We start from the raw sequence: 17227 nt of genomic DNA, 5'->3' as shown, positions 1-17227 counted from the left end.
TGTTGTACGCGCCGCGCACCTTGAACGAGAACACCGGCTGGTTGTCCTCGCGCTTCAGATAGACCGGATTGCGCAAACGCGCCGACAGTTGCGGCGCGCGTTCGAGTTCGGTCTCGCGGGCCACGTCATAGACGCGCGCGGTGAGGGTTTTCTTCAGGTAGTCGTGGGAGGCCATGCGGGTGGCGCGATGCGCTGTGGAAGGCGGAAAAGCGTCAATGATAGCGCCAACGGTGCCTGCGCTGGCCCTGAGGGTGGTTGGGCCTCGAGGGCCCAACCGTTAGCGGGCTAGAAGATATGCGGCGGCCTGCCGTCAGTGAACTCGCGCGGCAACGGTTCGTCGAGCCGCCATTCGACATGCGGCAGCGCATGCAAATCGCCGTGAAATTCGACGGGGCCTTCACTCGTAAAAAGGCCGTCGAGATAATCGAATGTCAATTGCGAGGAGACGGCTCGCAACGCCGCTTCGACGGACTGAGACGGTTGCAGGTCGAGTGGATCGACATCAAGCCGCACCGCATACCGGTCGCCTTTCGTCTCCACGGCGCCAATGTCGATCAGCTTGCCGTCGCTGTTTTGCGCCAGAACGCGATCGCCGTGAGCGAACAGCTTGAACATGGCCTGAAGCGCTGCGGACGCGGCGGGTTGCTTGCTTGCCATCGCGATTCTCCTTGTGGTTTCGCCTGATCGATGCGGTTCAGCCGGCTTCGCCAACTTCGTTCGGGTCGGGCAGGTTCTCGCCGCGGCCGGGTGTCGACGGCGCGGGCTCGTTCTTCGTCGATTGCTTCTGTTGGTCGCTGAGCCGCCGGTCGCCGGCAGTGGGGTCGTTCGGGCTCTGACGCGGCGGCGTCGGGCGGGCGGATTCGCTTGTCGATTCGTTTGCCATAAGGAACTCCTTGTCGTGTCGATGCGTGAAGGTAAAGCCTGCCGCGGCTCAGTCCGGCGAGCGCGTGCGGTCGGCTTCGCTTTGCGTGCCAGGCGGCGCGCCGGGCTTGGTGTCGGGGCTGGCGGTCGGCGCGGCGTCTTCCAGGCGTCGACTCCCTGATTCCCCGTCGGCGCGCTCGTCGGAGCCGTCGGCTGGAATATTCTCCGTATGGCCTGGCACGGGTTGCTGCTCGATATGCTCTTTGCTCTTCGGATCAGGGTCCGACATACTGCACCTCCGCGGATTGCCGGTTCGTCTAAGGGATCAGCATCCAGCGTGCCGCGCTGCAATTGCCGACGCTTTACGCGGCGCCTGTTCGACGCAGAGCCGCTGCCGGCAGAGGTCTTTCACGACGAACGGCGCCACCAGTCCAGCGCCGAATGCCACATAGACCGCTGCGATGTGCGGCACCCGCAAGTGGAATTCGAAGCCCGGCGTGAAGCGCTTCGGCACGATCACGTAGTCGCTGAACGCGGCGAAGAGCGTCAACCCGCTAGCCAGCGCGATGCGTTGGCGGTGCTCCGCGCGCGAGTCGAGACAGGGTTCCACGGATTCCTGAATGGCGGCGAGCGTGAACGCATTGACGGCGGCCCAGCCGATCGACATCAGGTGATGAATGGCGAGCCCGGTCACGAGGTGCCTTGCGCGGGGCCGCGCCGTCTGGTTCACTTCTTGCGGCCAGACCCAGTGACTCACGGCGCTCACGGGCGCGGTCGAGCGCTTGCCGGCGAGGCGCGCGCAGGCGCCGAGCGCCAACGTCGAGAGCATGCCTGCAACCATGCCAGGCAGCACAACGTCTTCTAACGGTTTGACGTCCAGATCCATGGTGATTTTCCTTGCAGGCGCTACCGGCATGATTGGATCGCGAGTTGCGGATGCGCTCATCGCGGCCGGTCATTCGGTGGTGTGCGGCGTGCGCGATCCCGCGGCCGCCGCGCCGCGATTGCGCGGCTGCCGGCTCGTTCACGTCGACTTCTCTGGTCTCAGGGACGTAGCAAGGATGGTGCCGCTGCTGGATGGCGTCGACGTCGTGATCAATGCCGTGGGCATCTTCAACGATGCAACCGGCAAAGACTTCCGGCGACTGCATACCGATGCGCCTATCACACTATTTAAGGCCGCGGTCGCGGCGGGCGTGCGGCGCATCGTGCAGATTTCCGCGCTGGGCGCCGATGCAAGCGCACGGAGCCCGTATCACCGCAGCAAGCTCGCCGCCGACGAGGCGCTGCTGGCGCTGCCGGTGTCATCGTTGATCGTTCAGCCGTCGCTCGTGTTTGCGCCGGAAGGGCGCAGCACGCGGTTCTTCGCGGCGTGGGCGACGTTGCCGGTCGTGCCGCTGCCCGGCGCCGGCACGCAGCGCATTCAGCCGGTTCATATCGACGATGTCGTTGAGCTGATCGTGGCCGGCGCGCTGGCTGCACCGGCTCGGGATATGTCGACCACTGTGACCACTGGGGCTGGACCGCTGCGACGGGTCGCCGCCGTCGGCAAGGAGCCGATGACGCTGAAGCAATACCTCACGGTCTTGCGGCGCGTTGCTGGCAGCCCGCCTGGCTGGTTTCTGCCGATGCCGATGGCGCTCGTCAGGCTCGCAACTCGCGTTGGCGCACTGCTTCCCGGCTCGTTGATGAGCGCCGATGCGCTGGCGATGCTCGAGCGCGGCAATGTCGCGCCGACCGACCGCTTCGAGCGGGTCGTCGGCAGAGCGCCGCGAGCGCTCTCCGAAATGTCTGTCGCACAGGAGCGTTTCGGCACGCCGGCGCGTCTGATGTGGCTGCTGCCGTTGCTGCGCGCGTCGATTGCGGCGGTGTGGATCTGGACAGCGATCGTGTCGGCCGGACTCTATCCGCGTGCGTCGAGCCTCGAACTGCTTGCGCGGGTCGGCGCGCCGGTGGCGCTCGCGCCCTTGCTGCTTTACGGCGCGGCGCTTCTCGACCTCGCATTTGGCGTGCTTTCGTTGGTGTGGCCGCGCCGCCTGGGGCCGCGTGCGTGGCTATGGACGCTGCAGATCGTGTTGATCGTGCTCTACACGGCGCTGATCAGTTGGCGCTTGCCGGAGTTCTGGCTGCATCCGTATGGACCGCTGTCGAAGAACCTGCCCATGATCGCGCTGCTGATTCTGCTGATTCAATTCGACGGCCAAACCGGCAGTCCATCCAACGGCGTGGGCAAAGCATGACGTATCTCGTTATCAAATGGCTACACGTGCTGTCTTCGACGATTCTGTTCGGCACGGGCATCGGCTCCGCGTTCTACATGCTCTTGACGAGTCTTGGCCGCGACGCCAGGACGGTCGCGCGGGTATCGAAGCTGGTCGTGCTCGCCGATTGGCTGTTCACGACGCCGACCGCGATCCTGCAGCCCGCCACCGGCCTTTATCTCGTGCATCTCGCGAACATGGAGATCGGCAGCCGATGGCTCGCATGGTCGATCGGGTTGTACGTGCTGGCAATCGCCTGCTGGCTTCCAGTCGTGTTTCTGCAGATACGCCTCGCCGCGTCGGCCCGCGTGAGCGCCGACACCGGCCGCCCGTTGAGCACCGGTTACTGGCGATTGCTGTCGATATGGGCCGCGCTCGGCGCGGTAGCCTTCTTCGCGTTCGTGGCAATTTTCTGGCTGATGGTGACGAAGGTCGCTTGACGGCGCCGAACCGCGAGAGCCGTGCAGGGCGGCTCCAGACGGGGCTCGGGGCCGCTTGGCCCGGTCATAGCCTCAATTCCGGCGGTCAACGCCTGGCGGGCCGATGCGGTAGAATTCCATTTTGGAATAAGGATCGGAAGATGCACTGGCAGCCTCGGATCGCCCACTTGATGCCCGTCCCGCGTGAGTCTTGCCCCGCGGCGGAGCGTCACGTCCGCCACACACGATCGTGTAGCTGTATCTGAGCGCCGCGAAGTGATCGACGTGGGTAAGGCCGTCGGTGGTGCTTCGCTCCCCAAGAAGATTTCCAGCATTGCGCCCACGCGCACCGTCAGTCGGCGCCTCGCCATGAGCGCGCCGGACTGACCCACCGAGTCGTCCAAACATGAACGCACCTCAAGTTTTCGATCCGCACGGAGCCGCCGTCGCGGTGGCCGCCGATCCCGAAGCGCGTCTGCGCGAAATTCCCTATAACTACACGTCGTTTTCCGACCGCGAGATCGTCATTCGCCTGCTAGGCGACGACGCCTGGGCGGTGCTTGCCGAACTGCGCGCGGAGCGCCGCACCGGCCGCTCGGCGCGCATGCTCTACGAAGTGCTTGGCGACATCTGGGTCGTGCGCCGCAATCCGTATCTGCAGGACGATCTGCTCGACAATCCGAAGCGCCGCGCCATGCTGATCGAGGCGCTGCATCACCGCCTCTCGGAGATCGAGAAGCGCCGCCGCGCCGATCTGACCGAACATGGCGATGAAGCGGGCGTCGACCGCGCCGCGCGCGTCGAAACGCTGGTGCAGGCCGCGCGCCGCGCCGTCGACGAATTCGAAAGCGAATTCCAGAAGACTTACGATCTGCGGCGCCGCGCGACGAGGGTGCTCGGCCGCGTCACCGAAAAGGACAACATCAAGTTCGACGGTTTGTCCCGCGTGTCGCACGTGACCGACGCGACCGACTGGCGCGTCGAATACCCGTTCGTCGTGCTGACGCCGGACACCGAGGCCGAGATCGCCGGCATGATCAAGGCGTGTTTCGAGCTCGGGCTGACCGTGATTCCGCGTGGAGGCGGCACCGGCTACACCGGCGGCGCTGTGCCGCTCACGCCCTTCGCGGCCGTGATCAACACCGAAAAGCTCGAACAGCTCGGCGCGGTGGAAATGACCGAACTGCCGGGCGTCGATCGTAAAGTGCCGACCATTTTCTCCGGCGCGGGCGTCGTCACGCGTCGCGTGACCGAAGCGGCCGAGCAGGCCGGCTTCGTGTTCGCCGTCGACCCGACCTCGCTGGATGCTTCCTGCGTGGGTGGCAATGTCGCGATGAACGCGGGCGGCAAGAAGGCGGTGCTGTGGGGCACGGCGCTCGACAACCTCGCCTGGTGGCGCATGGTCGACCCGGAAGGGAACTGGCTGGAAGTCACGCGGCTGGATCACAACCTCGGCAAGATTCACGATATCGAGGTCGCGCGTTTCCAGCTCAAATGGTTCGACGGCAACTACGCGCCGGGTGAAAAGCTGCTGCGCACCGAATCGCTCGACATCAAGGGCCGCGTGTTCCGTAAGGAAGGTCTCGGCAAGGACGTCACGGACAAATTCCTCGCCGGTCTGCCGGGCGTGCAGAAGGAAGGCTGCGACGGGCTCATCACGTCCGCACGCTGGGTGCTGCACAAGATGCCCGCGCATACGCGCACCGTCTGCCTGGAATTCTTCGGTCAGGCGCGCGAGGCGATTCCGAGCATCGTCGAAATCAAGGATTATCTGTTCGAAACGTCGAAGCAAGGCGGCGCGATTCTCGCGGGTCTTGAACACCTGGACGAGCGCTATCTGCGCGCGGTCGGCTACGCGACCAAGAGCAAGCGCAACGCGTTTCCGAAGATGGTGCTGATCGGCGACATCGTGGGCAATGACGCGGACGCGGTCGCGCAAGCCACCTCGGAAGTCGTGCGCATGGCTAACGGCAAGAGCGGCGAGGGTTTTGTCGCGGTGAGCGCCGAGGCGCGCAAGCGCTTCTGGCTCGACCGCAGCCGCACCGCCGCAATCGCGAAGCACACCAACGCGTTCAAGATCAACGAAGACGTGGTGATTCCGCTCGACCGCATGGGCGAGTACACGGATGGCATCGAGCGGATCAACATCGAACTGTCGATCAAGAACAAGTTGCAACTGGTCGACGCGCTCGAAGCGTTCTTCATAGCCGGCAAGCTGCCGCTCGGCAAGAGCGACGACGCCAATGAGATTCCGAGCGCCGAACTGCTCGAAGACCGCGTGCAACAGGCGCTGGATCTGCTAAAGCGCGTGCGCACGCGCTGGGAATTCCTGCGCGACAAGCTCGATCTTTCTTTGCGTGAGGCGCAGCACTATCTGGTCGGCCTCGGTTACGAGGCGCTCGCCGAAAAGTTCGCCGACCGCGTGGACATGCAGCCCGACGCCACCGTGTTCCATGTCACACAGGACCGCACGATCCGCGTGTCGTGGAAGCAGGAGATTCGCGCCGAGTTGCGGCAGATCTTCAACGGCGGCGAGTTCAAGCCGATCCTGGACGAAGCCCAGGCGATCCACAAGCAGGTGCTGCGCGGCCGCGTGTTCGTCGCGCTGCACATGCACGCGGGCGACGGCAATGTGCACACGAACCTGCCGGTGAACTCCGACAACTACGAGATGCTGCAGGACGCCCACACGGCGGTGGCACGCATCATGAAGCTTGCGCGTTCGCTCGACGGCGTGATTTCCGGCGAGCACGGCATCGGCATCACCAAGCTGGAATTTCTCACCGACGACGAAATCGGCGAATTCCGCGCTTATAAGCAGCGCGTCGATCCGCATGGCCGCTTCAACGCAGGCAAGCTGCTCGAAGGCGCCGACTTGCGCAATGCCTACACGCCGAGCTTCGGCCTGATGGGTTATGAATCGCTGATCATGCAGCAGAGCGACATCGGCGCGATTTCCGAGTCGATCAAGGACTGCCTGCGTTGCGGCAAGTGCAAGCCGGTGTGCGCGACCCACGTGCCGCGGGCGAACCTGCTGTACAGCCCGCGCAACAAGATTCTTGCGACCTCGTTGCTGGTCGAAGCGTTCCTGTACGAAGAGCAGACGCGCCGCGGCGTGTCGATCAAGCACTGGGACGAGTTCAACGACGTCGCCGATCACTGCACCGTCTGTCACAAATGCGTGACGCCGTGTCCAGTGAAGATCGACTTCGGCGACGTAACCATGAACATGCGCAACCTGCTGCGCAAGATGGGCAAGAAGAAGTTCAATCCGGGCAACGCGGCCGGCATGTTCTTCCTCAATGCAACGAATCCGCAGACCATCAATCTCGCCCGTACGGCGATGATGGGCATCGGCTACAAGGCGCAGCGCCTCGGCAACGACGTGCTGAAGAAGTTCGCGAAGAAACAGACGGCGCATCCGCCGGCAACGGTCGGCAAGCCGCCGGTCACGCAGCAGGTGATCCACTTCATGAACAAGAAGATGCCGGGCAATCTGCCGAAGAAAACCGCGCGTGCGCTGCTGGATATCGAGGACAACAAGATCGTCCCGATCATCCGCAACCCGAAGACCACCACGGCCGACACGGAAGCGGTGTTCTACTTCCCTGGCTGCGGCTCCGAGCGGTTGTTCTCGCAAGTCGGCCTCGCGACTCAGGCGATGCTGTGGGAAGCCGGCGTGCAAACGGTGCTGCCGCCGGGCTATCTGTGTTGCGGCTATCCGCAGCGTGGCTCCGGCCAGTACGACAAGGCCGAGCAGATCGTCACGGATAACCGCGTGCTGTTCCACCGTGTCGCGAACACGCTCAACTACCTCGACATCAAGACGGTGGTGGTGTCGTGCGGCACCTGTTACGACCAGCTCGCCGGTTATGAATTCGACAAGATTTTCCCGGGTTGCCGCATCATCGACATTCACGAGTTCCTGCTGGAAAAGGGCATGAAGCTCGACGGCGTGAACGGCGTGCGCTACATGTATCACGACCCATGCCATACGCCGATCAAGACGATGGACCCGGTCAAACTGGTCAATCAGTTGATGGGCTCGGAGAAGGACGGCTACAAGATCGAGAAGAACGATCGCTGCTGCGGTGAGTCGGGCACGCTCGCGGTCACGCGTCCCGATATTTCGACGCAGGTGCGTTTCCGCAAGGAAGAGGAAATCCGCAAGGGCGCCGCGAAGTTGCGCGGCATTCCGCTTGTGGCTGAAGCCGGCGCGAACGCGATCAACCCGGCCAATGCTTCGGCCGGCACGGCGGGTGCGCCGAACGGCTCGGTGCTGAAGGCCGGCGACGGTCCGCAGCCCAAGGGCGCGACCGACGTGAAGATCCTGACGAGCTGCCCGTCCTGCCTGCAAGGTCTGTCGCGTTACAACGAAGACGCGGGCATCGAAGCCGACTACATCGTCGTCGAGATGGCACGTCACGTGCTCGGAGAAGACTGGATGGTCGACTACGTGCAGCGGGCGAACAATGGCGGAATCGAGCGCGTGCTGGTTTAATGGTACGACTGACGATTTTTGCCTGAGGACGACGATGGGTTGCGTTTTTTGCCGTGAAGATGGCGGCGATGTGCTGTGGCAGGACGATACCTTGCGTGTCGTCCTCGCCGACGAACACGATTACCCGGGCTTTTGCCGGGTGATCTGGAATGAGCACGTGGCCGAGTTTTCCGATCTTGACGCGAACGGCCGCGATCGCGTGATGAAGGCCGTCTATGCCGTGGAGCGCGCGATGCGGCGCATCCTTCAGCCAGCGAAAGTGAATCTCGCGAGCCTCGGCAACCAGGTGCCGCATGTGCACTGGCATGTGATTCCGCGTTTCTCGAACGACGCTCATTTTCCGCTGCCCATCTGGGCGCCGCGTCAGCGCACGGTGTCCGAAGCGATGCTGTCGTCGCGCCGCGCGCAAGCCACGTTGCTGCGCGAAGCGGTGCGGCAGGAAATCGAACAGGCTCTTGGCTGAGCACCACTAACCCGTCGCTTCGCGCCGTGCGCCTCAAGGGGCGACTTTCTGCGCGGCGGCGTTTTCTTATGAGGCCATCATGAGCGGATTGACTCCCGATACCCCGGTGCCGACCGGCGTGGTCGTGCATTCCAGGTCGCGCGTGCTCGAATTGCAGTACGCAAGCGGCGAATCGTATCGGCTGCCGTTCGAACTGCTGCGCGTCTATTCGCCGTCAGCAGAAGTGCAGGGTCACGGCCCCGGCCAGGAAACGCTGCAAACCGGTAAGCGCGACGTCACGATCACGATGATCGAAGGCGTGGGCAACTACGCGATCCAGCCCACTTTCTCCGATGGCCACTCGACCGGTATCTATTCGTGGGACCTGCTCTACGACATGGCGCGGCGGCAGGACGAACTCTGGGGCGCGTATCTCGACAGACTGGCGGCGGCGGGCATTGACCGCGATGCGCCGATGGTTTCATCCAGCGCTGCGCACGGGCACTGTCACTGATACGATTCGCCTGATCCGCCGCACTGATGCGGCGCAACATTTCAGAATACGCGAAAGGACAAGCGCGATGAGCAAAACCCACTTCGGCTTTCAATCGGTCGACGAACAGGAAAAGGCGCAGAAGGTGGCGGGCGTATTCCACTCGGTTGCCGCCAACTACGACCTGATGAACGACCTGATGTCGGGCGGGTTGCATCGGGCGTGGAAGATGTTCACGATCGCCCAGGCCAACGTGCGGCCGGGCTTCAAGGTGCTCGATATCGCGGGCGGCACGGGCGATTTGTCCAGGGCATTCGCGAAGCAGGCGGGCGAAACCGGCGAAGTCTGGCACACGGACATCAACGAATCGATGCTGCGCGTGGGCCGCGACCGTTTGCTCGACAAAGGCGTGATCACGCCGGCGCTGCTGTGCGACGCCGAGAAGATTCCTTTTCCGGACAATTACTTCGACGTGGTGACCGTGGCATTCGGCTTGCGCAACATGACGCATAAGGACGTCGCGCTGGCGGAAATGCGCCGCGTTCTGAAACCCGCGGGCCGTCTGCTGGTTCTGGAATTCTCGAAGGTATGGGATCCGCTCAAAAAAGCCTACGATGTCTATTCGTTCAAGGTGCTGCCGTGGCTCGGCGATCGCTTTGCAAAAGACGCGGAGAGCTACCGCTATCTGGCGGAATCGATCCGCATGCATCCAGACCAGGAAACTTTAAAAACAATGATGGAACAAGCTGGTCTCGACGGCGTCAAATATTACAATTTGTCAGCTGGCGTGGTAGCTTTACACGTGGGGACCAAATACTAGGGTGCCCAACTCATCGATTTTTAAAGGAAAGTGCCAAAATGTCCGATTCAGTTGCGTTATCTCCCCGTAAGGTTAAGCGGTCGCTGGTGAGAAGAATCGGACTGATCGCGATGGTCGGTCTGATCGTGGCCGGCTCTGTCGCCTCGCTCGATGCGGAAGCTCGCCGCATGGGCGGTGGCCGAAGTATTGGCCGTCAGTCGAACACCGTTCAGCAGCAGGCGGCGCCGTCGCAACCTTCCCCAACCAATCCGGCCATGCAGCAGCGTGCCCAACCGGCGCCCGCTCCTGCGCCGGCTCCGGCCGCGCAGCCCAACCGCTCGCGCTGGCTCGGGCCGATCGCGGGTCTGGCCGCCGGTCTCGGTATCGCCGCGTTGCTGTCGCACTTCGGTCTGGGCGGCGCGTTTGCGGGCGCAATGGCCAATATCATCGTGATTGCGCTGCTCGCAATGATCGGCATCTGGCTGATCCGCCGCTTTATGGGGCGCAAGCGCGATGCGTCGCAACCGGCTTATGCGGGCCACTCGCCGTCGCTTAATTCGGGCGCCACGGGCTACACCCAGCAGCCGAGCTACACCGCGCCGCCTACCGGCGCGTATCTCGAACCGCAAGGCAATCCGCTGACCACGCCATCCGTCAATGCGACGCCCAGCGTGCCGGCGGGCTTCGACTCGGAAGCCTTCCTGCGTAACGCGAAGGTGTACTTCGTGCGACTGCAGGCCGCCTGGGACGTCGGCAATATCGACGACATCCGCGAATTCACCACGCCGGAAATGTTCGCCGAAGTGAGGGTCGACCTCGCTTCGCGCGGCGCGGAGTCGAATCAGACGGACGTGGTGCAGTTGAACGCCGATCTGTTGGGCGTCGAAGAGCGCGCGAACGAATATTTCGCGAGCGTGCGCTTCTCCGGGCTGATTCGTGAAGCGCCGGGTGCGGCGGCCCAGCCGTTCGTCGAAGTGTGGAATCTGTCGAAGGCGAATCGCCCCGGCGAGGGCTGGTTGCTCGCTGGCATCCAGCAGCTCGCGCAGCACTGAGGCAGCACAGGGACGCAGCGGCAGCAGCGCCGCCCGTCCCGAAATCGTCCGCAACGTTGGCCGTTCGGCCGAGCAAGCCGCGAAGCGAACGGACGTTACAATAGGAACCCGCGCGAGCACTCGCTCACGCGGGTTTTTTCTTGCCACTTTCAATGACCCTCGCCGCCAAGCCTTTCGCTGCTGCTGTCAATCATCTGCTCGCCCGCGAATCGTGGGCTCGTGAGCGCCTCGCCCCTTATGCGGGCAAGATCGCCAGACTGTCGTCGCAACCGCTCGTGTTGACGCTGCTTGTGCAGCCGGACGGCTACCTGGGCACCGTCGGCGAAAGCGACGCGCAACAGTTCGACGTGACCATCTCCGTGCCGTCCGACGCGTTGCCGGCCTTCGTGCAGGGCGGTCAGGCGGCAGTCATGAAGCACGTGAAAATCGAAGGTGACGCGGAGTTCGCCACGGTCATCGCGAAACTTGCCGAACATTTGCGCTGGGAGCCGGAAGAAGATCTCGCGAAGCTGATCGGCGACGGTCCCGCGTGGCGCGTTGCGTCGATCGTGCGCAGGGTCGGCGAACAGGTGCAGCGCACCGGTCGCAATCTGCTCGGCACGGCGACCGAATATCTGCTCGATGAGAATCCCCAGCTCGTGCGCCGCGCCGCGCTGGAAGACTTCAACGTCGAACTGGCGCACGCCCGCGACGCCTTGGCGCGAGTGGAAAAACGCATCCAGCGTGTCGAGCAGAAGGTCGAAGCCCGCGGCGCCGATACGCCGGGCGGCGCCGCCACGTTGCGCGGCACGCGCTAGTCACCGGGCACAACTATGCGTTTTCTGCGTTTCCTCAAGATTTTTTTCACGGTTATCCGCTTCGGTCTCGACGAGATGATGCTCGGCCGCATCAAAGACCGGCGCGTGCGTCTGCTGTTGCGTATCACCACCATTGGCCGGAAGTTCGACGCGCCGCCGGGCGTGCGTTTGCGGCTCGCGTTGGAAAGCCTCGGGCCGATCTTCGTTAAATTCGGGCAGGTGCTCTCGACGCGGCGCGACCTGCTGCCGGTCGATATCGCCAATGAACTGGCGAAGCTTCAGGATCAGGTGCCGCCGTTCGACTCAGGGGTGGCAATCGGGCTGGTCGAGAAGTCGCTCGGCGCGCCGGTCGACGTGCTGTTCGACGATTTTGAGCGCGTGCCGGTGGCGAGCGCGTCGATCGCGCAGGTGCATTTTGCGACGGTCAAGGCGGGGCAGCATGCCGGCAAGGCCGTCGCCGTGAAGGTGCTGCGTCCGAACATGCTGCCGGTGATCGACTCCGACCTCGCGTTGCTGCGCGACATCGCCGTATGGGCCGAGCGTTTGTGGGCGGACGGCAAGCGTCTGAAGCCGCGCGAGGTGGTCGCCGAATTCGACAAGTATCTGCACGACGAACTCGATCTGATGCGCGAGGCCGCCAACGGCAGCCAGTTGCGCCGCAACTTTGCCGGGCTCGACCTGCTGCTCGTGCCGGAAATGTACTGGGAGTTCTGCACGCCCACCGTGCTCGTGATGGAGCGCATGGTCGGCGTGCCGATCAGCCAGGTCGACACGCTGCGGGCGGCTGGCGTGGATATCCCGAAGCTCGCGCGCGAAGGCGTCGAAATCTTCTTCACGCAGGTGTTCCGCGACGGCTTTTTTCACGCCGACATGCACCCGGGCAACATTCAGGTGAGCCTCGATCCGGCGCACTTCGGCCGCTATATTGCTTTGGACTTCGGCATCATCGGCGCGCTGTCGGACTTCGACAAAAACTACCTCGCGCAGAACTTCCTCGCGTTTTTCAAGCGTGACTATCATCGCGTGGCCACGCTGCATCTGGAATCGGGCTGGGTGCCGCCCAGCACGCGCGTCGAAGAACTGGAAAGCGCGATTCGCGCGGTGTGCGAGCCGTATTTCGACCGCGCGCTGAAGGACATTTCGCTGGGTCAGGTGCTGATGCGACTCTTTTCGACGTCGCGCCGCTTCAACGTCGAAATTCAGCCGCAACTGGTGCTGCTGCAAAAAACCATGCTGAATGTCGAGGGGCTCGGCCGCTCGCTCGATCCCGAACTCGATTTGTGGAAGACGGCGAAACCTTATCTCGAGCGCTGGATGAACGAGCAGATCGGCTTGCGCGGCTGGTATGAGCGCCTGAAGATCGAAGCGCCGCAGTGGAGTAAGACGCTGCCGCAGTTGCCGCGCCTGATCCATCATGTGCTGGCCGAGCGCCACGATCACGGTCGCGTAGGCAACGACGACATGGTCCGGCAGATCCTGCTCGAACAGAAGCGCACTAACCGCCTGCTGCAGGGCTTGCTGCTATTCGGCGTAGCGGTCGGTGTCGGCGCGGCGCTCGCGCGGGTGTTCCTCGCGCTCGCCTCCGGCGCCTGATCCGATTGTGAGGCGTGTTATGAGCGATCCGACTCCATCCCCGGTGCCCGATTTCGAGAACCGCGATCCGAACTCGCCGGCGTTCTGGGACGAGCGGTTCGAACGTCATTTCACGCCGTGGGACCAGGCGGGCGTGCCGTCGGCGTTTCAGTCGTTCGCGGGCCGCCACGCGGGCGAGCCCGTGCTGATTCCTGGCTGCGGCAGTGCGTATGAAGCCGCGTGGCTGGCTGCACACGGCAGTCCGGTGCGGGCCATCGATTTTTCGCACGCTGCCGTAGCCGCCGCGCGCGCACAGTTGGGCGAGCCGCATGCGCAACTCGTGGAGCAGGCCGATTTTTTCGCCTACGAACCGCCCTTCACGCCGGCATGGATCTACGAGCGCGCGTTCCTCTGTGCGTTGCCGCCGGCGCGCCACGCCGACTACGCGCGGCGAATGGCGGACCTGCTACCGGCGGGCGCGCTGCTCGCGGGATTCTTTTTCGTCGGCGCGACGACGAAAGGGCCGCCGTTCGGCATGGAGCGCGCCGAACTGGAGGCACTGCTCACGCGGTATTTCGAACTGATCGAAGACGAGCCCGTGACCGATTCGATTCCGGTCTTTGCCGGGCATGAGCGCTGGCTTACATGGCGGCGGCGTGCCTGAGCGCCGAGCCTCACGACCGCGCCCGATCTGAAGGCCGCTGCGCTCCGTGGTCGCGCGCGCGGCCCTTGATTTTTGCTGCGGCCGCCCTCATCTCGCGCATCGGCGGCTGCGTCGGGCGCTTGTCCCCAAAATGCCGGGGAGCGCTATCGTTTGCGGCTATAATTCAAGGCTTTGCAAGCGTTTACAAGATTTCAGTAGGGAAAAAGTCATGCCGATCTACGCTTATCGTTGCGAGTCATGCGGCTTCGGGAAAGACGTGCTTCAGAAGATGAGCGACGCCCAGTTGACGCAGTGTCCCGAGTGCGGGAAAGACAGCTTTCGCAAACAGGTTACTGCCGCGGGCTTCCAGTTGAAGGGCTCGGGCTGGTACGTGACCGACTTCCGCGGCGGCAATAACGGCGCCGGCGCGCCAGCCAAGCCCGACGCGAACGGAGCCTCGAATGCAGGCCCGGGTGAGAATGCCGCGGCTGCCAATGACGGCGCCGCGAAATCCGACACGGCCGCGGCCAGCAGCGCAGCCGCCACGCCGGCTGCGCCCGCTGCTGCGCCGGCGGCTGCCGCAGCGAGCGGTTCCGGCAGCGTCTAGTAGGACTGCCGCCCTCGGAGGCGGCGCACACGCCGCGCGTTGCTTCGGCCGCGCGGCTTTCTGGCGGTACACATGACGACGAAAAAAACGACGCTCAAATCGGTGTTTCTGACTGGCCTGCTGGTGCTGGTGCCTTTGGCCATCACGCTGTGGGTGCTCGGTCTGATCATCGGCACGATGGACCAGACGCTATTGCTGCTGCCGCGCGCGTGGCAGCCGGAGCGCATTTTCGGCTTCCGTCTGCCCGGCCTCGGCGCAGTCCTGACGCTCGCGTTCATCTTTGTCGTCGGACTGTTGACCCAGAACTTCGTGGGGCAGAAGCTCGTGAAGTGGTGGGAGCTCGTGGTCGGCCACATTCCGGTGGTCGGGCCGATCTATACGAGCGTCAAGCAGGTGTCCGACACCTTGCTGTCGAGCAGCGGCAACGCGTTCCGCAAGGCGCTTCTGATCGAATACCCGCGCCGGGGCTGCTATACGATCGCGTTTCTGACCGGCATTCCGGGCGGCGACGTGATCAATCACCTGAAAGAAGATCACGTCAGCGTGTATGTGCCGACTACGCCGAACCCAACGTCCGGCTTCTTCCTGATGGTGCCCAAGAGCGAAGTGATCGAACTCGACATGACCGTCGACGCCGCGCTCAAGTACATCGTCTCGATGGGCGTCGTGGCGCCGTCCGCGCCGCCGGCGCCGGTGCGCCGCACGACAGTCGAGCCTCCGCTGTAATGCCGGCGCGCAGGGTTTCACGCAGTGTCCCACTGCGGCGCGCCGCTCAACCAATGCAAAACGAAAGTCAAACATCATGTCGATGAGATCTGAATACTGCGGTCTGGTGACCGAAGAACTGCTGGGCCAATCCGTCTCGCTGTGCGGCTGGGTAAGCCGCCGCCGCGACCATGGCGGCGTTATCTTCATCGACCTGCGTGATCGCGAAGGCCTCGTCCAGGTCGTCTGCGACCCGGACCGCGCTGAGATGTTCAAGGCCGCCGAAGGCGTGCGCAACGAATTCTGTCTGCAAATCAAGGGCGTGGTGCGCAGCCGTCCCGAAGGCACGACGAACGCCGCGCTGAAAAGCGGCAAGATCGAAGTGCTGTGCCATGAGCTGATCGTGCTGAACCCGTCTATCACGCCGCCGTTCCAGCTCGACGACGACAACCTGTCGGAAACCACGCGCCTCACGCACCGCGTGCTGGACCTGCGTCGTCCGCAGATGCAGCACAACCTGCGTCTGCGTTATCGCGTCGCAATCGAAGTGCGCAAGTATCTGGACGCGCAAGGCTTCATCGACATCGAGACGCCGATGCTCACCAAGAGCACGCCCGAAGGCGCGCGCGACTACCTCGTGCCGTCGCGTACCAATCCGGGCCAGTTCTTCGCGCTGCCGCAGTCGCCGCAGCTCTTCAAGCAGCTCTTGATGGTGGCGAACTTCGATCGCTATTACCAGATCGTCAAGTGCTTCCGCGACGAAGACCTGCGCGCCGACCGTCAGCCGGAATTCACGCAGATCGATTGCGAAACCTCGTTCCTGTCGGAACAGGAAATCCGCGATCTGTTCGAGGCGATGATCCGCCATGTGTTCAAGGAAACGATCGGCGTGGAGCTGGCCGAGCAATTCCCGGTCATGGAGTATTCGGAAGCCATGCGCCGCTTCGGTTCGGACAAGCCGGACCTGCGCGTGAAACTCGAATTCACCGACCTGACCGACGCAGTCAAGGACGTCGACTTCAAGGTGTTCAGCACGCCGGCCAACACGAAAGACGGCCGCGTCGCGGCAATCCGCGTGCCGAAGGGCGGCGAACTCTCGCGCGGCGACATCGACAGCTACACGGAATTCGTGCGCATCTACGGCGCGAAGGGCCTCGCGTGGATCAAGGTCAACGAAGTGGCGAAGGGCCGTGACGGTCTGCAAAGCCCGATCGTCAAGAACCTGCACGACGAAGCGGTCAAGGCGATCATCGAGCGCACCGGTGCGCAAGATGGCGACATCATCTTCTTCGCGGCGGATCGGGCGAAAGTGGTGAACGACAGCCTGGGCGCACTGCGTCTGAAGATCGGTCACTCGGAATTCGGTAAGGCCAACGGTCTGGTCGAATCTGGCTGGAAGCCGCTGTGGGTGGTCGACTTCCCGATGTTCGAATACGACGAGGAAGACGCCCGTTACGTCGCCGCGCATCACCCGTTCACCAGCCCGAAGGACGAGCACCTCGAGTATCTGGAAACGGACCCGGCGCGTTGCCTCGCAAAGGCCTACGACATGGTGCTGAACGGGTGGGAAATCGGCGGCGGCTCGGTACGTATTCACCGCGAGGAAGTGCAGAGCAAGGTGTTCCGCGCGCTGAAGATCAACGCGGAAGAAGCGCAAGCCAAGTTCGGCTTCCTGCTCGACGCGCTGCAGTACGGCGCGCCTCCGCATGGCGGCATCGCCTTCGGTCTGGACCGCATCGTCACGATGATGGCCGGCGCCGATTCGATCCGCGACGTGATCGCGTTCCCGAAGACGCAGCGCGCGCAGTGCCTGCTCACGCAGGCGCCAAGCGAAGTGGACGAGCGCCAGTTGCGCGAGTTGCACATCCGTCTGCGCACGCCCGAACCGAAGGCGTAATGGCTTGAGGCCATTGGCTCGATGGCACTGAGTGCTGTGTGAAAACGACAGCAGATGCAAAACGACAAAGGCGCAGGAGGCAACTCCCGGCGCCTTTGTCGTTTTTTGCGTTACAGTCGATGCAACAGCTTCCGCCAGCTCATTGGACCACTCGCCCACATGTACCGCGCAAGCGTTG

Annotated in this window: 18 protein-coding genes; 13 read left to right on the top strand and 5 right to left on the bottom strand. The window is 63.5% G+C overall.

From position 1 onward, the window contains the following. The 5 genes from C0Z16_RS02345 to C0Z16_RS02325 all read right to left on the bottom strand — a co-directional run. Nucleotides 1-175 (bottom strand): pyridoxal-phosphate dependent enzyme (locus C0Z16_RS02345; RefSeq protein ID WP_146014267.1); only part of this gene is annotated, 175 nt, incomplete at its 3' end. Nucleotides 176-285: 110 nt separating this feature from the next. Next, on the bottom strand, nt 286-657 hold the full coding sequence (locus tag C0Z16_RS02340) for a Rossmann-fold NAD(P)-binding domain-containing protein (protein WP_102630606.1): 372 nt from the start codon (nt 655-657) through the stop codon (nt 286-288). A gap of 37 nt (nt 658-694) precedes the next feature. After that, nucleotides 695-883: a hypothetical protein gene (locus C0Z16_RS02335; protein WP_102630605.1), complete on the bottom strand. Its 189-nt coding sequence runs from the start codon at nt 881-883 to the stop codon at nt 695-697. 48 nt (nt 884-931) lie between these two features. Beyond that, nucleotides 932-1150, bottom strand: a complete 219-nt coding sequence (locus C0Z16_RS02330; protein WP_102630604.1) for an MARCKS-like protein — start codon at nt 1148-1150, stop codon at nt 932-934. A gap of 36 nt (nt 1151-1186) precedes the next feature. Further along, nucleotides 1187-1747, bottom strand: a complete 561-nt coding sequence (locus tag C0Z16_RS02325) for a hypothetical protein (RefSeq protein ID WP_244201129.1) — start codon at nt 1745-1747, stop codon at nt 1187-1189. Here C0Z16_RS02325 and C0Z16_RS02320 point away from each other — a divergent pair. The 13 genes from C0Z16_RS02320 to aspS all read left to right on the top strand — a co-directional run bounded on the left by C0Z16_RS02320 (nt 1689) and on the right by aspS (nt 17049). After that, nucleotides 1689-3101, top strand: a complete 1413-nt coding sequence (locus tag C0Z16_RS02320) for an SDR family oxidoreductase (RefSeq protein WP_322788906.1) — start codon at nt 1689-1691, stop codon at nt 3099-3101. The two genes, C0Z16_RS02325 and C0Z16_RS02320, sit on opposite strands and share 59 nt — an antisense overlap. After that, on the top strand, nt 3098-3562 hold the full coding sequence (locus C0Z16_RS02315; protein WP_102630602.1) for a DUF2269 family protein: 465 nt from the start codon (nt 3098-3100) through the stop codon (nt 3560-3562). Before C0Z16_RS02320 ends, C0Z16_RS02315 begins: the two co-directional genes overlap by 4 nt. Nucleotides 3563-3947: 385 nt before the next feature. Then, entirely contained in the window at nt 3948-8042 is a 4095-nt protein-coding gene (locus tag C0Z16_RS02305) for a DUF3683 domain-containing protein (RefSeq protein ID WP_102630601.1), read from the top strand. Between the two features lie 34 nt (nt 8043-8076). Then, entirely contained in the window at nt 8077-8505 is a 429-nt protein-coding gene (locus C0Z16_RS02300) for an HIT family protein (RefSeq protein WP_102630600.1), read from the top strand. Between the two features lie 79 nt (nt 8506-8584). Further along, a complete protein-coding gene (locus C0Z16_RS02295) occupies nt 8585-8998 on the top strand; it encodes a gamma-butyrobetaine hydroxylase-like domain-containing protein (protein WP_102630599.1) in 414 nt (137 codons plus the stop codon). 67 nt (nt 8999-9065) lie between these two features. Continuing rightward, nucleotides 9066-9797 (top strand): bifunctional demethylmenaquinone methyltransferase/2-methoxy-6-polyprenyl-1,4-benzoquinol methylase UbiE, encoded by a 732-nt coding sequence (gene ubiE, locus C0Z16_RS02290; protein ID WP_102630598.1) that lies wholly within the window; start codon nt 9066-9068, stop codon nt 9795-9797. A gap of 38 nt (nt 9798-9835) precedes the next feature. Continuing rightward, the gene (locus C0Z16_RS02285) at nt 9836-10828 is read left to right on the top strand and encodes a Tim44 domain-containing protein (RefSeq protein ID WP_102630597.1); all 993 of its coding nucleotides are present in this window, start codon (nt 9836-9838) and stop codon (nt 10826-10828) included. 152 nt (nt 10829-10980) lie between these two features. Continuing rightward, nucleotides 10981-11625, top strand: coding sequence for a ubiquinone biosynthesis accessory factor UbiJ (locus tag C0Z16_RS02280; protein ID WP_102630596.1), 645 nt, complete (start codon nt 10981-10983; stop codon nt 11623-11625). 15 nt (nt 11626-11640) lie between these two features. After that, nucleotides 11641-13218, top strand: a complete 1578-nt coding sequence (ubiB, locus tag C0Z16_RS02275) for a ubiquinone biosynthesis regulatory protein kinase UbiB (protein WP_102630595.1) — start codon at nt 11641-11643, stop codon at nt 13216-13218. A 19-nt stretch (nt 13219-13237) separates the two neighbouring features. Next, a complete protein-coding gene (locus C0Z16_RS02270; RefSeq protein WP_102630594.1) occupies nt 13238-13861 on the top strand; it encodes a methyltransferase domain-containing protein in 624 nt (207 codons plus the stop codon). 208 nt (nt 13862-14069) lie between these two features. Next, nucleotides 14070-14447, top strand: a complete 378-nt coding sequence (locus C0Z16_RS02265; RefSeq protein ID WP_102630593.1) for an FmdB family zinc ribbon protein — start codon at nt 14070-14072, stop codon at nt 14445-14447. 72 nt (nt 14448-14519) lie between these two features. After that, entirely contained in the window at nt 14520-15173 is a 654-nt protein-coding gene (locus C0Z16_RS02260) for a DUF502 domain-containing protein (RefSeq protein WP_102630592.1), read from the top strand. A 76-nt stretch (nt 15174-15249) separates the two neighbouring features. Next, on the top strand, nt 15250-17049 hold the full coding sequence (gene aspS / locus C0Z16_RS02255; protein WP_102630591.1) for an aspartate--tRNA ligase: 1800 nt from the start codon (nt 15250-15252) through the stop codon (nt 17047-17049). Nucleotides 17050-17227: the final 178 nt, after the last annotated feature.

This window comes from Paraburkholderia rhynchosiae (assembly GCF_002879865.1).
In the GTDB taxonomy this organism is placed as follows: Bacteria; Pseudomonadota; Gammaproteobacteria; order Burkholderiales; family Burkholderiaceae; genus Paraburkholderia; species Paraburkholderia rhynchosiae.
Note: the sequence above shows the minus strand (reverse complement) of the source record. Positions and strands in the feature narration are given on the sequence as shown.

Bases quoted from the DNA above. Each gene is read 5' to 3' on its own strand.
- C0Z16_RS02305 (WP_102630601.1), top strand. From the start codon at position 3,948: ATGAACGCACCTCAAGTTTTCGATCCGCACGGAGCCGCCGTCGCGGTG.
- C0Z16_RS02330 (WP_102630604.1), bottom strand. From the start codon at position 1,150: ATGTCGGACCCTGATCCGAAGAGCAAAGAGCATATCGAGCAGCAACCC.
- ubiE (WP_102630598.1), top strand. From the start codon at position 9,066: ATGAGCAAAACCCACTTCGGCTTTCAATCGGTCGACGAACAGGAAAAG.
- C0Z16_RS02300 (WP_102630600.1), top strand. From the start codon at position 8,077: ATGGGTTGCGTTTTTTGCCGTGAAGATGGCGGCGATGTGCTGTGGCAG.
- C0Z16_RS02320 (WP_322788906.1), top strand. From the start codon at position 1,689: ATGCCTGCAACCATGCCAGGCAGCACAACGTCTTCTAACGGTTTGACG.
- C0Z16_RS02285 (WP_102630597.1), top strand. From the start codon at position 9,836: ATGTCCGATTCAGTTGCGTTATCTCCCCGTAAGGTTAAGCGGTCGCTG.
- C0Z16_RS02335 (WP_102630605.1), bottom strand. From the start codon at position 883: ATGGCAAACGAATCGACAAGCGAATCCGCCCGCCCGACGCCGCCGCGT.
- C0Z16_RS02280 (WP_102630596.1), top strand. From the start codon at position 10,981: ATGACCCTCGCCGCCAAGCCTTTCGCTGCTGCTGTCAATCATCTGCTC.
- C0Z16_RS02270 (WP_102630594.1), top strand. From the start codon at position 13,238: ATGAGCGATCCGACTCCATCCCCGGTGCCCGATTTCGAGAACCGCGAT.
- C0Z16_RS02295 (WP_102630599.1), top strand. From the start codon at position 8,585: ATGAGCGGATTGACTCCCGATACCCCGGTGCCGACCGGCGTGGTCGTG.
- C0Z16_RS02325 (WP_244201129.1), bottom strand. From the start codon at position 1,747: ATGGATCTGGACGTCAAACCGTTAGAAGACGTTGTGCTGCCTGGCATG.
- C0Z16_RS02265 (WP_102630593.1), top strand. From the start codon at position 14,070: ATGCCGATCTACGCTTATCGTTGCGAGTCATGCGGCTTCGGGAAAGAC.
- C0Z16_RS02260 (WP_102630592.1), top strand. From the start codon at position 14,520: ATGACGACGAAAAAAACGACGCTCAAATCGGTGTTTCTGACTGGCCTG.
- aspS (WP_102630591.1), top strand. From the start codon at position 15,250: ATGTCGATGAGATCTGAATACTGCGGTCTGGTGACCGAAGAACTGCTG.
- C0Z16_RS02340 (WP_102630606.1), bottom strand. From the start codon at position 657: ATGGCAAGCAAGCAACCCGCCGCGTCCGCAGCGCTTCAGGCCATGTTC.
- ubiB (WP_102630595.1), top strand. From the start codon at position 11,641: ATGCGTTTTCTGCGTTTCCTCAAGATTTTTTTCACGGTTATCCGCTTC.
- C0Z16_RS02315 (WP_102630602.1), top strand. From the start codon at position 3,098: ATGACGTATCTCGTTATCAAATGGCTACACGTGCTGTCTTCGACGATT.